General features: G+C 55.5%; 12 protein-coding genes. 6 read left to right on the top strand and 6 right to left on the bottom strand.

Annotated features, from left to right (window positions below):
* Nucleotide 1 precedes the first annotated feature (1 nt).
* Nucleotides 2-520 (top strand): tetratricopeptide repeat protein, encoded by a 519-nt coding sequence (locus M6D89_RS07285; RefSeq protein ID WP_253967358.1) that lies wholly within the window; start codon nt 2-4, stop codon nt 518-520.
* A 53-nt stretch (nt 521-573) separates the two neighbouring features.
* Here M6D89_RS07285 and M6D89_RS07280 read toward each other — a convergent pair whose 3' ends face one another.
* Together M6D89_RS07280 and M6D89_RS07275 are read right to left on the bottom strand one after the other, a co-directional pair.
* Nucleotides 574-2,802: an alpha amylase C-terminal domain-containing protein gene (locus tag M6D89_RS07280; RefSeq protein WP_253967357.1), complete on the bottom strand. Its 2,229-nt coding sequence runs from the start codon at nt 2,800-2,802 to the stop codon at nt 574-576.
* Between the two features lie 179 nt (nt 2,803-2,981).
* Nucleotides 2,982-3,566 carry a GNAT family N-acetyltransferase gene (locus tag M6D89_RS07275; protein ID WP_256504468.1) on the bottom strand — a complete coding sequence of 195 codons (585 nt, stop codon included), beginning with the start codon at nt 3,564-3,566 and terminating at the stop codon, nt 2,982-2,984.
* Between the two features lie 124 nt (nt 3,567-3,690).
* On the opposite strand from M6D89_RS07275, the gene M6D89_RS07270 reads away from it, so the two are divergent.
* Nucleotides 3,691-4,692 carry an alpha/beta fold hydrolase gene (locus M6D89_RS07270; protein ID WP_253967355.1) on the top strand — a complete coding sequence of 334 codons (1,002 nt, stop codon included), beginning with the start codon at nt 3,691-3,693 and terminating at the stop codon, nt 4,690-4,692.
* Nucleotides 4,693-4,833: 141 nt separating this feature from the next.
* Here M6D89_RS07270 and M6D89_RS07265 read toward each other — a convergent pair whose 3' ends face one another.
* A complete protein-coding gene (locus M6D89_RS07265) occupies nt 4,834-5,577 on the bottom strand; it encodes an AraC family transcriptional regulator (protein WP_253967354.1) in 744 nt (247 codons plus the stop codon).
* Nucleotides 5,578-5,678: 101 nt separating this feature from the next.
* Between M6D89_RS07265 and M6D89_RS07260 the strand changes: the two genes are divergently transcribed.
* From M6D89_RS07260 to M6D89_RS07250, 3 genes are all read left to right on the top strand, one after another.
* Nucleotides 5,679-6,530, top strand: a complete 852-nt coding sequence (locus tag M6D89_RS07260; protein WP_253967353.1) for a sugar phosphate isomerase/epimerase family protein — start codon at nt 5,679-5,681, stop codon at nt 6,528-6,530.
* A 33-nt stretch (nt 6,531-6,563) separates the two neighbouring features.
* Nucleotides 6,564-7,691 carry a Gfo/Idh/MocA family protein gene (locus M6D89_RS07255; RefSeq protein ID WP_253967352.1) on the top strand — a complete coding sequence of 376 codons (1,128 nt, stop codon included), beginning with the start codon at nt 6,564-6,566 and terminating at the stop codon, nt 7,689-7,691.
* Nucleotides 7,692-7,831: 140 nt separating this feature from the next.
* A complete protein-coding gene (locus tag M6D89_RS07250; RefSeq protein ID WP_253967351.1) occupies nt 7,832-11,353 on the top strand; it encodes a PVC-type heme-binding CxxCH protein in 3,522 nt (1,173 codons plus the stop codon).
* Between the two features lie 237 nt (nt 11,354-11,590).
* Here M6D89_RS07250 and M6D89_RS07245 read toward each other — a convergent pair whose 3' ends face one another.
* Complete coding sequence (locus tag M6D89_RS07245) at nt 11,591-12,169, bottom strand: LysE family translocator (RefSeq protein ID WP_253967350.1); 579 nt, start codon at nt 12,167-12,169, stop codon at nt 11,591-11,593.
* 186 nt (nt 12,170-12,355) lie between these two features.
* On the opposite strand from M6D89_RS07245, the gene M6D89_RS07240 reads away from it, so the two are divergent.
* The gene (locus tag M6D89_RS07240; protein ID WP_253967349.1) at nt 12,356-13,756 is read left to right on the top strand and encodes an aminotransferase-like domain-containing protein; all 1,401 of its coding nucleotides are present in this window, start codon (nt 12,356-12,358) and stop codon (nt 13,754-13,756) included.
* 2 nt (nt 13,757-13,758) lie between these two features.
* On the opposite strand, the gene M6D89_RS07235 is transcribed toward M6D89_RS07240, so the two are convergent.
* Both M6D89_RS07235 and M6D89_RS07230 read right to left on the bottom strand, forming a co-directional pair.
* Nucleotides 13,759-14,028 carry a hypothetical protein gene (locus tag M6D89_RS07235; protein ID WP_253967348.1) on the bottom strand — a complete coding sequence of 90 codons (270 nt, stop codon included), beginning with the start codon at nt 14,026-14,028 and terminating at the stop codon, nt 13,759-13,761.
* Nucleotides 14,029-14,153: 125 nt separating this feature from the next.
* Complete coding sequence (locus M6D89_RS07230; RefSeq protein ID WP_253967347.1) at nt 14,154-14,639, bottom strand: glutathione peroxidase; 486 nt, start codon at nt 14,637-14,639, stop codon at nt 14,154-14,156.
* Nucleotides 14,640-14,694: the final 55 nt, after the last annotated feature.

Below are 14,694 nucleotides of genomic sequence, written 5' to 3'. Positions count from 1 at the left end.
TATGACTGAAACACGCACGATTATCGGCGCTTTGGGACTGGCTGCGTTACTGCTGGGTGGCTGTGCCACCACCGGCCCGGGCGCACCGGTAAGTGACGCGGGCGAGCCGGATCAGCCCTCCCAAACCACCGAGCCTGAAACCCGGCCCGAGTCTCGGCGCGAAAGCACAGAACCGAGCGGCGATAATGGCGGCTGGCAGATTACCCAGCCCCAAGATGAGCCCGAACCGCAAACCGCTCCTCCGCGCTCGAGTGGCCCCAACTCAGCGGTGGTCTCGCTGCTGAACCAGGCGGCGGGCTATTATCAACAAAACGACTACCCGCGCGCCATTGCCAGCGCCGAGCGCGCCCTGCGCATCGACCGGCGCAGCGCCGAGGCGTACCTGGTGCTCGCAAAAAGCTATTACCAGTCAGGCGATGAGACTCAGGCGGCCCAGTTCGCCCGCCAGGGGCTGCGCTACAGTGGTGATAACCGCAAGCTCGATCGGGCGTTAAATTCGGTATTGGCTGACGTGGAGTAAATCGGAATGGTGAAAAAACCGCGCCTGAGCGCGGTTTTGAGTTTAGCAGCCAGCTAAAAGCTAGTATGGGTGAGCTCACTGTCATTTAGCTGCAGGGTTTTAACGCCGTTACTGGCATCAAAAATATCCGCACCGTTAGTCTCCAAGCTGCCATCGGCGTTGTTGTCGCCGTAGTTATCACTCCAGTCGCAGTGGCGATCGAACTTGTAGCGCTGGTTGCTTTGCCCATCCAGAGTAACCGAGGCCGCCCAGGTATTGTCATCCACCAGTGTCATAGCGGTGCAGCCCCAGTTGTTGAAGGTACCGCGCACATACACGCCGCTCCAGTTACTGCTAAACCCGTCCAAGGGTTGCAGTTGGTAGGTCAGCTGCTGGTCGTTAACCGTGACTTGGTAGTGGCCGATCACGTTGGTAAAAATATCCCCACCGGTTTGCTCCAGCGTACCGTCGGCGCCATTGTCACCAAAGTTATAGCTCCAGTCGCCAAACACATCGAATTTAAATCGCTGGTTCGCCTGGCCATCAAAATACACCTCGGTTTGCCAGGTGTAATCGGCCACTAAGCTCATTGCCGTGGTGTCCCAGCTATTGGCGGTGCCGCGAAAATACAGCTGTTCAAAATTGCTGGCCGCGCCGCCATCGGTGGCGCTGATGGTAAGGCTCTCGTCGTCAGTGGCGCCCTGGTTATCGGTTACCGTTACGGTGTAGGTGGTGCTGCCCGCACTTTGCGGTGTAACGCTGATGGCGGCGCTGCTCGCACCGGTGCTCCATTGATAAGAGACAATACTGCCGTCTGGATCGCTGGAGCCAGAAGCGTCCAGGGTGACCTGAGTGCCCACCGAAACCTCGGTGCCGGGCGCGGCGCTAATGTTTGCGGTCGGGGTTTGGTTACCGCCCGGTACGGCACCGCCGTGAATGGCCGAGGCCGATTCGGCGGGCACATTGAAGGTGGCATTGCCGCTGGCATCCACCTGAATAAGGGTTCCGCTGCACTCGTCTTCGCCGGCGAGAATATCGCAATAACTGCCCTGGGGCATGCCGGTGTAGAGTGTCTCGCTGACGCTCTGGCTTTCATTATTGATGATCACAAAGCCCTTATCGCCGCGCCCAAAGGCGATGGCGTTATCGCTGATGGTTACGGCGTTATCCAGGCTCCAGGCATCAAGGGTGTAGTTTCTAAAGCCCACCATATTGGCAATGTTGCCCCAGCGGTGCTGGCACACCCAGCCGTTGGCATCGCAGCCGCCGGGTGCCGGTGGACCCATATCCGTGCCCGCTGTGGTGTTGGGGTCAAACTGGTAGCTGGACATCACTTTGGGGTAGCCGTAGGGGTAGGCGAGCATAAACACATTGGCAAGATTGTATTTAGCGCCATTGTGATAGGTTAAATTGCCATTGCCGCCGTGGCCGCGCTCGCGGTCGTGGTTATCGATAAACACCAGCGCATCGTTGGATGGCAGCAGACCCCAGCTTTCACCCAGGTTAAGCAGGTGTTTGATCTGGCCATTAAAGTTACCGGCCACGGCCGTGCCATAGCCCATCTCGGTGACAGGGCCCAAGTAGGTGTAATTAGGCGGTTGAATTTGCGAGGCCTCACCGGCGGCGCCAATTACCTCTAAAAAGACCCAGGGGTTACCGGCGGCGTTTAAGAACCCTTGAATGTCCGCAGGCGGCATGTGTTTTGAGGCATCAATGCGAAAGCCGTCGACCCCCATGTCGCTTAAACGCTTAATGTAGGCGCCGATGGTGTCGCGTACGTAGGGCAGGCTGTGGTCCAAATCCGGCATGCCGTACAACTCGCAGCTCCATACCGAGTTGGCATCGCCGTAATTGGTATCGCAGCTGGGGTGAAAATCTTGCGGGCTAAATTCAGGGTAATTTCGCGGCGACCAGGGTGTGCCGCCTATGCCGGTGTTGCCGCCGTCGAGGTTATTCGCCATTTGGTTGACGACGATATCCGCGTAAATTTTTACCCCTGCGGCGTGGCAGCGGTTGATCATGCTTTGCAGCTCGGCTTCGGTGCCGCTGCGACTGGTCAGGTTTTGGTAGGTGATAGGCTGATAGCGCGCCCACCACTGGGAGATATTCACATGCTCGCTGGGCGGTGAGATCTGCACAGCATCGAAGCCTTTGGGGCCTAAAAAGGTTTCGCACTCCTGGGCGATGTCGTTCCAGCTCCACTCAAATAAGTGCACAAAGGCGCTGCCTGCCGAGGCGCTTTGACTAGCGGCCAAAAGGGCGGCTGCGGAACTTAGCATTTTTACAGACTGTTTTAATTTCATCTCAGGTTCTCCAATTCATTATGATTATTGTCTTGAAGGCAGATATGACACGGACGTGAAAACAAAGAACTGCCGGCATGTTAGGTTTTGTAAATGCCGGTGCAAAAGCTAAGGCTGTAAACGGTTAACCGCCAAACTGCATACGTATGCAGAAAAATTGAATACGTATGCAGGTTAAATCAGGCGTCAGAATGGGTGGCGTGCCAGCGCTCACGGGTTAGGTTGAACAGCACGTGTTCGGCCAGCGGGTGTTGTGGGTCTATATCGGGGTGTAAGAAGTTTTGGTCACTGGGTTGCATGTTTAACCTCAGCATAACCGCGCGCGAACGGAAATTATTCTGCGCCGTGAAAGCCACCACCTCAGAAAAGCCCAGAGCATTAAAGCCAAATTCCAAAGCCGCTTGTGCCGCCTCGGTGGCGTAGCCCTGGCGCCAGTAGGGGCGAGCCAGACGCCATGCGATTTCAATGCAGGGGCTGAAGGGTAAGTTTTTGCCGGGAATATTGAAGCCGGTAAAACCGATAAATTCGCCACTGGTGGCAAGCTCTAGGGCCCATAGTCCCCAGCCGCGTTTGGCAATGTCCAAATGACATCTTTGCGCCAGATTATCGCTGGCCGTGGTCGTCAACGCGGATGGAAAAAATGCCATGACCTCTGGGTCGCGGTTCATGTGTGCAAACGCGGGGAAATCAGAGCTTTGCCATTGGCGTAACCTCAGCCTGGGTCTCGAGAGTTCAATGGTGGGAAGCCCGCCGTCGCTGTTCATTATGTTTTGTAAAAGTATCTGGTTAGTCACAAAGGTTTGATCTGTCAGATGTTATTGTATGTGACGCCATCGCAAAAGACGATGACAGTTCGCCAAGTGTACACCACCGAGCATAGGACCCTACATGAAAAACACCGCATTTCTAACCGCTGTGTGGTTGCTAATATTGTCTGTTAGCGGCTCGGCTCTTAGCGTCGTAGCGCAAGAGCCTGCATACGATGCGCGGCTCAGCCAATATCCTTACCCTTACCCAGTGCATAACTTTAGTTTCAACTCCCAGCGCCAAGAGCTGGAAATGGCTTATATGCATTTACCCGCCGAAAAGGACAAGCCTACGGTGCTTCTAATGCACGGTAAAAACTTTGCTGCCGATTACTGGCAGGGAACCGCCGAGGTTCTGCGCAAGCGCGGCTACGGGGTATTAATGCCCGATCAAATTGGTTTTGGTAAATCCTCTAAGCCTGCGCATTATCAGTTTAGCGCCGAGGCGCTGGTCGCGAATACGAACGCGCTGGTACAAGAGTTGGGCATCGGTGACTTAGTAGTGATGGGGCATTCCATGGGCGGCATGCTCGCCAGTCGCTATGCGCTGAATTATGCCGATCAGGTGCAAAAACTGGTTTTGGTGAACCCCGTGGGGCTGGAAGATTATTTAAAATACGTCGAGTACAAAGACCCGGAGTTTTTCTACCAAAACGAATTGCAAAAAACCGCCGCCGATGTGATTTCCTACCAAAAAAAGAACTACTATGACGGCAAATGGAGCGACGACTACGAAGCGCTCACCACGATTCACAAAGGCTGGATAAACGGCCCCGACTGGGAGCAGGTGGCCTGGAATAACGCCCAGACTTACGATGTGATTTTTACCGGTGCGGTGATTAACGAGTTTGACCAGTTCCGTATGCCGGTGCATTTAATCATCGGCACCCGCGATACCACAGGCCCGGGGCGAAACTGGAAAAAGCCGGGCGTGACTCGAACCCTGGGTCAGTACGACAAGCTGGGAAAAGCCGCTGCCGAGCGCATTCCCGATGCGACCTTGCACGAGCTGGAAGATGTCGGGCATATGCCACAGTTTGAGGCTTTTGATCGCTACCAGAAAATTCTTAACACTATTTTTTAACGCTTTATAAACTGCACTGCCGGAGGGAAGTTAAACCCCCCGGTAGTGTCTCAATTAGCGAGTGTTTTAAGCGTAAAAATCCAAACACCGCCCCACCTATTTGCTTCACTATTTAAATGCTGTTCCGGCCGAGCTGGAAGGTTAATGGCTACCGCCTTGGCTGTTTTGGTGTTTGCGGTAAGCCAGCGGCGTAACCCCCAAAATGCGCTTAAAGTGACGAATAAAACTGCTGTGGTCGTAAAAACCGCACTCAAGCGCCACATCGGACACGGGGGTATTGCTGCTGCGTAAATGCTCGCAGGCGACCAGGGTGCGCAGCCTGATAATGTACTCGCGCGGGCTGGCGCCAAAGGTGTCGGCAAAGCGACGCTCCAGCTGCCTTTGGGAAAAACCAAACTGCTCGGCTATGTCGGGGATATTTAAACGCTCGGCGTAATGGGCGCGAATGTATTCCACCACCTGAAACTCCGGCCGTTCGGGGTGGTCGGACATGCGCTCGTAGCTCTGCACAATGCCGCACAGGCCCACCACCTCGCCATGCAAATTCAACAGCGGCACCTTATGGGTCACGCACCACTCGGGCAGCCCCTCGCGGGTGGGGAAGAGTTCAATCAAATCGTGCAGCGGGGCGCCGGTGTGAAACACGGTGGCGTCGTCGCGGCGAAATTTTTCCACCATGTACAGGGGGAATAAAGTGTCATCCCGACGGCCGTAGAGTTCGCGGGCCGAGGCGCAGCCACAGCGCTCGGCAAAGGCCTGGTTGCCTGTCATGATATGGCCGTCGCGATCTTTTACAAAGTAGAGCACGCTGGGCATAAACTCAAAAATCTGCGCCGCCGAATGTCGGGGGTCCAGTTGAGCGAGCCAGGCTTCTATCGTTTTCATGTCGAAATAATACAATTTTTTTACGACAAGGTACAAGCCACATTCGGGGTTTAGCGCTAGCATGTCGTCAGCTACAAATATAACGATCTGGGAGTACAAGCATGCAATTTGGCGCCAGTACCTGGCTGTGGACTTCACCCTTTACCAGCGATGATGTGCAGCTGCTGCAAAAAATCGCCCATATGGGTTTCGATTTTGTCGAGATTCCAGTGGAAGACCCTGAACATATCGATGCCGCCAAACTCAGGCCTGTGCTGCAGGATTTAGGCCTGGAGGCCATTATCTGCACGGCGGTAGTGGGTGATCGGGATTTGAGTTCTGCGGACCCGGATGTCGTCAATAAGGCACTGGACTATTTTGGCGGCTGTCTGGCGTTAGCCGAAAACCTGGGTTCCGGCGTTCTGGTCGGCCCGCTGTACGCGCCGGTGGCCAAACCTCGCCTTGCCACTGAGGCGCTGCGCCGCGCCGAGTGGGAGCGCTCGGCGACCAACCTGCACCGGTTGGCCACTATGGCGGGCGAGCGGGGCATTCACCTGGGTTTAGAGCCGCTTAACCGCTTTGAGACGGATATGGTCTGCACCGTTGCCGATGCCAAACGTATGCTCGCTGATGTTAACCACCCGCACCTGGCCATCGCTCTGGACAGTTTTCATATGAACATCGAAGAGGCCGATTTTTGCGCGGCGGTTAAACAGGCCGGTGAACAATTGGTACACGTTCAGGTATCGGAAAGTCATCGCGGCGTGCCCGGCGACGGCAACAGCGACTGGGCGGGCCTGCGCGAGGGGCTAAAAGCGGTCGGTTATGACGGCAAAGTGTCCATTGAGAGTTTTTCCCCCGACGCCTCCAGCCTGGCCGAGGCGGTGTGCATCTGGCGCCGGTTTGCCAGCTCGCAGGACGAATTTGCCCGCCGGGGCTTAGAGTTTTTGCGTCGATGGTCGGCGCAGGCGTAATACACACTTGAACATTCCCGATGAGGAGGAAGCATGGCGAATAATAAATTGCGAGTAGGATTGGTGGGTCTGGGCTTTGGCGCAGAGTTTATCCCCATTTATCAGGCCCACCCCAATGCCGAAGTGGTGGCACTGTGTCAGCGCAACGAGCAAAGCCTGAACGAGCTGGCCGACAAGTTTGGTGTGGAAGGCGGGCGCTATACCTCCTACGAGGATATGCTGGCCGACCCCAATGTGGATGCCATTCACATCAATACCCCCATTGGCGATCACGCCAAGCACAGCATTATGGCGTTGGAGGCGGGCAAACACGTCGCCTGCACGGTACCCATGGCCACCAGCGTGGAAGACTGTGAGCGTATCGTAAAAGCCACTAAGGCCAGCGGCAAAAAGTACATGATGATGGAAACCGTCGTCTACAGCCGCGAATACTTGTTCGTAAAAGAAATGTACGACCGGGGCGATCTGGGGCGCATTCAGTTTTTGCAGGCAAGCCACCAGCAGGATATGGACGGCTGGCCCAGCTACTGGGAGGGTATGCCCCCCATGCACTATGCCACCCACTGTGTGGGCCCGGTGTTGGGCTTGCAGCGCAAACTGGCCAATCAGGTGCAGTGCATCGGCTCGGGCAAAATTCGCGATGAGTTCGCCGGTATTTACGGCTCGCCTTTCGCCATTGAATCCTGCCACATTCAAATGCAGGACTCGGATGTGGGGGCGCGCATCTATCGCTCGCTCTACGACACCGCGCGCCAGTACCGCGAGAGCTTTGATGTCTACGGCTCGGAGAAATCCTACGAGTGGCCGCTGGTAGAAGGCGAAAACCCGGTTATGCACACCCGTGGCAAGCCCGAGCCCGAGGTGCCCGAGCAGGTAACCGTACCCGATTACGCGCACTTGTTGCCCGAAGAAATTCGCTCCTTCACCGGCCACGGCGTTTACGATGAGGCCAATGAACACCTGAGCTTTACCCAGGGCGGCGGTCACGGCGGCTCGCATCCGCATTTAGTGCACAACTTTATTCGCTGTGTGCTGGAAGATTACAACGCTTACCCCAATGTGGTGGAGTCGGCCAATATTACCTGCGTTGGTATTCTGGCCCACGAGTCGGCGCTGGCCGGTGGCGAAGTGAAAAAAATGCCGGCGTTTACGCTGGAGTAAAACGATGGGCCGTTGCAAAACCCCGCTTGTTTTTCAACGGCCTCTGCTAGTCAAAGTTGCAGCAAAACAATAATCACAAAGTGATAAAAACTATGAGACCACACTACCCAAGAAGGGCCCGCCTAAGGTCCTACACGCTAATGCTGACAATGGCCCTGTGGGGATCATTGTTGGCAGCTTGTTCTAACGAGCAGGCCGATACTCAGAATCCTAGTAAAACTATCAGTGCAGAAGATGGTGTGATTAACCTGCTGTTTATCGGTCACGATCAGCGCCGCGACACAGGCGGTTATCATTTATCGCATATAAATGCGCCCTTGTTTAACCAATCTCTCGGGCGTGAAAAAATAAACATGGAATACGTCGAGGATCTTAGTCGCTTAAGCGCTGAGGGTCTGGAAGATGTTGATGCGGTGATGCTGTATGCCAATTACGGCGAAATTTCGCCCGAGCGCGAGCAGGCACTGCTCAACTATGTGGAAAACGGGGGCGCCTTTTTGCCTGTACACAGTGCCAGCGCCTGCTTCGGTCATTCCGATGCGTTTGTCGATCTGGTCGGGGCGCGGTTTAAAAGTCACGGTGCGGGCGAGTTTACCGCGACTATTGCGCCGGGACAGGAAGACCATCCTGTTATGGAAGGCTTTAACACCTTCGAAACCTGGGATGAAACCTACGCACACAGCGACCACAACGAAGAAAGTCGCACGGTGCTGATGCAGCGCGAGCAAGAACCCTGGACCTGGACCCGCGAACAGGGCGAGGGCCGGGTGTTTTACACCGCCTATGGTCACGATGAGCGCACCTGGAGTCAGCCGGCGTTTCACGATTTGTTGATTCGCGGCATTCTCTGGGCGGTGGGCGATGAAAAGCGCGAGGCCAACCGCGCGTTGGTCGACACTCTGCCCGAGGGCGAGTATCGCGATGAGCTTACCATTCCCAATTACCGCCGGGTCGAGCCCGCGCCCCAATTCCAGGAGGCGTTTACCGCCGAGCAATCCATGGCGTTGACCATGGTGTCCGAGGGCTTCGAGCTGCAATTGTTTGTGAGCGAGCCGGATATCATCAACCCTATGGCGTTTACCTGGGATGAACAGGGCCGCCTGTTTGTGGTGGAGTCGGTGGATTACCCCAATGATCGCACCGATGGTGAAGACGGCAAGGATCGCATCTCCATGTGTGAGGATACCGACGGCGACGGCCGCGCGGACCACTGCCAAGTGTTTGCCGACAAGCTCAGCGTACCCACGGGCATTATGGCCTACGATGGCGGTTTTATTGTCTCGCAAGCGCCGGATTTTCTGTTTCTAAAAGACACCACCGGCGATGGCAAGGCCGACCTGCGCAAGGTGCTCAATTCCGGTTGGGGAACGGACGATACCCACGCCGGGCCGTCAAACTTAAAGTACGGCCATGACAATCACCTGTGGGGCGCGGTGGGCTATTCCGAGGCTCCGGAAGATGAAAACGGTGAATCGTTTCAAAACGGTCTCTACCGCATGGATCTGGACGGTAGTAACATCGAGCCTGTGGCCCAGTTAAGCAACAACACCTGGGGCCTCGCCTTTAACGAAGAGTTTGAGGTCTTTGGCTCTACCGCCAACGGCGCGCCGATTTGGCATGTGCCCTTGTGGCGCAGTTACGTGTACGGTCGCCAAAAAGAAGTGGCCCCGCAAATGGCGGCGCAAATTGACGAGTTCGGGCAGATCTTTCCCGTTACTTACAATTATCTTCAGGTTGATAATATTGGCCGCTATACCGCAGGTTCCGGTTTAAATATTTATACCGCCCGCGCTTTCCCGCAACGCTTTTGGAATCGCGGGGCGTTTATCGGTGAACCGACCGCACACCTGTTAGGGCAGTTTGCCCTTGAGCCGCAAGACAATAGCGTCGGTTATCGCGCGCAAAATTTAGGCTCCATAATCGCAAGCGTTGATGAGTGGTTGTCGCCCGTGCATATGGAAGTGGGGCCGGACGGCCAGCTGTGGGTGGCGGACTGGTACAACTTTATTATTCAGCACAACCCGATTCCCGATCAGGAATCAGCCGGGTTCGACGCCGAGAAAGGCGCCGGTAACGCCCACGTTAACCCCCTACGCGATCGCAAGCGCGGTCGTATCTATCGCCTGGTGGCGAAAGACTCACCCACTTACGAACCACTGGATTTGAGTGAGGCAGATACCGCCACCCTGGTCGAGACTTTAGCCAATGACAATATGTTCTGGCGTCTTACCGCTCAGCGCAAACTGGTCACAGAACAGCGGACGGACGCCATACCGGCGCTGAAAATGCTGCTCACCGGCACACCCAGAAGCGACGCCCTGGGCTTGGATGTTGCCTCGATTCACGCCATTTGGGCGCTGCACGGTCTGGGGGCGTTTAGCGCCACCTCAAGCGATACTCAGGCGGCGGTACAAGCGGCACTTAATCATCCCTCCGATGCCACCCGTAAAAATGCGGTGCAGGCACTGGTGGATAACGCTACACCCGCCGATCTGGCGCTGGCCGCCCAGGCCCTTGACGACGCCGATCCGCGCGCCCGGCTATGGGCCCTGCTGGCACTGTCCGAGCAGGCGCCATCGGAAAACGCGGGTAAGCAATTGCTGCAAATGCGTACCCAGTTAGCGGTAGATGAATGGTCCGCCCAGGCTTTTACCTTGGCGGCCTTAAAGCATGGTGATTTTTATTGGCAGGCGATGAACGATGCCGATATTGTCGTTGTCGGTGATTTTTTACAGGGCTTTAAAAACCTTGAGCAAACGCCGGAATACCTGGTCGCCCAAAGGACGTTACAGGCCGAGGCCGACGATTTGACCTCAACCTTGCAGAGTTGGCGTGGTTTGCCCTCGGGGCGTTTGGGGTTGATGAGTGTGGCGGCGCTGGATGTTTGGCGTGAACGGGGCGCCGAGCCCAGTGCGGCCGAGCTGGCATCTTTACAGGCGCTGGTGAATGAGGTTGATGCGCAAGCGCAGATGGCACTCAAGCTGCGCTCCTCGGGTCTCGATCTGAACTTTGCCAAGGTCGAGGACGAGGCTTACGCCGAGTATCACGCCCGGCATGTGTTTGAACCCGAGGTTTGGCGATGGGGCAGCACCTCTTGGGGCGAGACCCTTTACGGGCAGCACTGCGCGGGCTGTCACGGCGGTAACGCCGTGGGCGATCCGGCCCAGGCGGCGCCACCTTTGGCGGGTATTGAAAACTGGTATGCGCAGACCCAATTGCAGAAATTTCACGCCGGTGTTCGCGGCACCCATTTTCGCGACCCCAACGGGATTTCCATGCGCGCGGCGCTGGAGTTTCTCAAGGCCGAGCCCCAGCCAAACAGCCCTATTTCCAGTTTGGCACGCTACCTTGAAAGCTTGGAAAGAGACGAGCAACCCGCCACGATTGAGGGTAACCCGGCACAGGGCGCGCTGCATTACACTGCCTGCGCGGCTTGTCATGGCGTACAAGGGCAGGGTAATCGCGAATTGGGTGCCCCGGCGCTGGCGGGGCAGGCCGACTGGTATCTGCTGACGCAGCTGCGTAACTACCGATCGGGGGCTCGCGGCGGCGACCCGCGCGATCCGGTGGGTCAGCAAATGGCAAGCTTTGCCAAGATGCTGCCCGACGAGCAAGCGCTTAAGGATGTGGTGTCTTATATTCGTACGCTCGAAAGGCAGTAATGTCATTTCCCCACGACCGCAGCGCTGCGGTCGTGGAGGAAGGCTGGCAAAAAAACTGAGGGTTGTATTAACCCGGTGGCAGTATATGCCGGGTTAATAGGGGGGGCAGGGACGCACCACCATGAGCCGAAGGTTCATGCAAGCCGTAAAAATCCAGGGTTTTCGCACAAGCCGCCTGATTTTTAGGGCTAAGGATAAATAGATCAGGACGATCTATTTATCCACCCAGTTAATTGATCAAAAAATCATAACCACGCAACTTAACAACAGCAGTGCCATCGCCCGGTTAAACCACACCAACCGGGTCCCCACGCTTAACCACTGACGCAATGCCAGTCCGCCCAGGTTCCAGGCGAGAAGCAGGGGCAGAGCCGTCACCGCAAAAATAATCAGCAACATGGCCATGTCGGAGTGAGTCACGCCTGCGGTAATCAAGGATAAACACATCATCCACGCCTTGGGGTTGACCCACTGAAAGGCCGCTCCCTGCCAGAACCCCAAAGGCTTAACCGCACTTTCCCGGTGGCTGTTTGTGCCCCGCGTTTGCAGCAATTTAATAACCAGGTAGGCGAGAAAGCCCGCACTGATCACGCGCATGATTGTCAGGCTTAGTGGGTAGTGCGCAAACACTTGTCCTAAACCGGTGGCCAGTGCCAGCAGCATTACCAGACAGCCCATCAGAATGCCCGCTAGCAGCGGTATAGAGCGACGCACGCCGAAGTTAACGCCGGAGTTTAACAGTAGGAAGTTGTTGGGGCCGGGGGTGCCGACCATCACCATAATAATGCTTACTTGAGCCAGTAGTGCCTCGTTCATGGGCTTATTCCTTATGCCTGTGATAAAGGCACAGATTAGGCGGCGAGACGGTGAGCGGTACAGATGCAAAAAATGACAATTGGTGCGATACAGATTATTCTGACCTGTATCTGTACTGGTGTGCAATTCGGCAACTGTACCGCTTTGTGTGCGGGCCTGGGCGTACACTGATGGCAAGGGGGAAATATGTTATACCGTGAATTGGCCAACCGCCTACAGACATTAATTGACGACGAAGTCTACCCACCAGGTGTGGCACTGCCCGGCGTGCGCAAGCTGAGCCAGCAGCATAAGGTGAGTGTTTCTACCGCTGTGAATGCCTGCCAGGAATTGGAGCGGCGGGGGCTTTTGCAGGCTAAGCCGCGCTCGGGTTACTTCGTCTGCCAAGCGGCCACAAAACATAAGCCGCCGCGCATTCGCACGGTGAGTAAAACCCCCAAGCCCGTGTCCGGGCAGGAGCGTGTGCTGCAACTGGTACAGGCGGCCAATAATCCCGAGATGGTTAACCTGGGCACCGCCATTCCCGCCGCTGACTTTTTGCCGGTCAATGTGATTGAAAAAGCTTTTCGCCAAGTGTGGCGCGAACAGCGCAGGCGCTGCGTGGGTTATGAGTTTCCTCCGGGGGCGCCCGAGCTTCGAACTCACATCGCCCGGCACCTGGCCAGTTTACAGTGTCGGGTCAATCCCGAGCAGGTGTTAATCACCAACAGCTGCCAGGAATCTATCGCCATTGCGCTTAAGCAGGTTACTCAGCCAGGCGATATTGTGGTGCTGGAGTCACCCACCTATTACGGCTTGCTGCAGGTGGTGGAGCAGCTGGGGTTAAAAGCGTTAGAAATTCCCACCGACCCCACCGAGGGGTTGTCCCTGGGCGCACTTGAGCTCGCGCTTGAGAGCTGGCCTGTAGCTGCCTGTGTGTTTGTGCCCAGCTTTTCAAATCCGCTGGGAACCTGTTTGTCTGATGAGCGCAAACAACAGTTATTGCGTTTACTGGAAAAACACAATGTGCCCTTGGTGGAGGACGATATTTACGGCGAGTTACCGCTAAGTGGCCCGAGGCCCAGACCGGTTAAAAGCTGGGATACCCAAGGTTTGGTGTATTACTGCTCGTCATCGTCTAAAACTTTGGCGGCGGGTTTGCGGGTGGGCTGGCTGGTGCCGGGGAAAAATATCCAGCGCGCCGAGTATTTGCAGTTTATTAATACCGTGAGTGTGAATACCCCGGCGCAATTGGCGCTGGCCGAGGTGCTGGATAAAAGCCGTTACCAGCGTTTAATTCGCGGAATGTGCAGCGATTATTCACTCGCGGTGGCGCGGATGATTGATCGGGTTAGTCAGTTGTTTCCGCCCGATACCCGCATCAGTCGCCCCGCCGGAGGATTTGTACTCTGGGTGGAGCTGCCCGGCAAGATCAACACCACCGAGCGTTTGCAGGCCGCCATGGAGGCGGGGGTCAGCTTCGCCCCCGGCAGTTTGTTCTCGGCCACGGGAAAGTTTGCCAATTGTCTGCGCATAAACTGCGCGGTTAAGTGGGATGCGAGAGTCGAGCGGGGGCTTTTGACCTTGGCAAAACTGCTGACCGCTTAGCGTTAAAGGTTAAGCCAAATTTGCCCGGTGATGACTAGTAGAGCAATCAGTGTCCAACCACTGTAAAGCAAAAGCTTCTGCGATATTTTGCCCAAGCGGTAGTACTTAAAGCCCAGCAGCAGTATCGATGCAACCGCTGTTTGCCCCAGTAACAACCAGGTCGCTTTAAAAACACTGGTCATGGTCGGTTCCAGCCCCGCCAACAGGGCAATTAAGCCCACGATCGCAAAGGTAAACAGCAGCCAGCTGAAAATTTTAAGGTAGTGGAGCACTGTGGTTATTCCTGTTGGTGGGGAAATTTGGTGGATTATGTTTTTGCGAAAGGTTGGAAAAGTCAGACGTCTGATGCCGGATGTCCGACGCTTTTTTGTCAGACCTCAGACGCAACTGATCTCCTTTACCCGTTTTTCAATAACCTTTTAATTTTGCTTTCCAGTTTCTTCGGTTTGGTAATCGGCGCGTAGCGTCTTTGCGGTGTGCCATCGCGGGCCACTAGAAATTTGGTAAAGTTCCATTTAATATCGTTTCCCATTAATCCAGGGCAGGCCTCTTTTATAAATTGAAAAATAGGGTGGGCGTCGGGGCCGTTTACGTCGATTTTTTCGGTGATTAAAAAATCTACCCCATAGTTAATTAAACAACCGTTTTTGATTTCATCGGGCTCCCCCGGCTCCTGCTCGCCAAATTGGTTGCAGGGAAAGCCAATGACTACCAGCCCATCATCTTTATACGTGTCGTGTAGTTTCTGCAGGCCTTCGTACTGTGGGGTAAAGCCGCACTTGCTGGCGGTGTTCACTAACAGCAGAACCTTGCCTTCAAATTGGGTAAAGTCGATAGGCTGGTTTTGTAAGCTGTGGATGGTAAACGTGTGGATTTTGGCCATGACGACGCTCCTCGGTTGGAGTCCCATCATATCGTTTATGCCCGGCAATGAGCAA

This window comes from Gilvimarinus xylanilyticus (genome assembly GCF_024195295.1).
Taxonomy (GTDB): Bacteria; Pseudomonadota; Gammaproteobacteria; order Pseudomonadales; family Cellvibrionaceae; genus Gilvimarinus; species Gilvimarinus xylanilyticus.
This window is presented reverse-complemented; position numbering and strand designations above follow the sequence as displayed.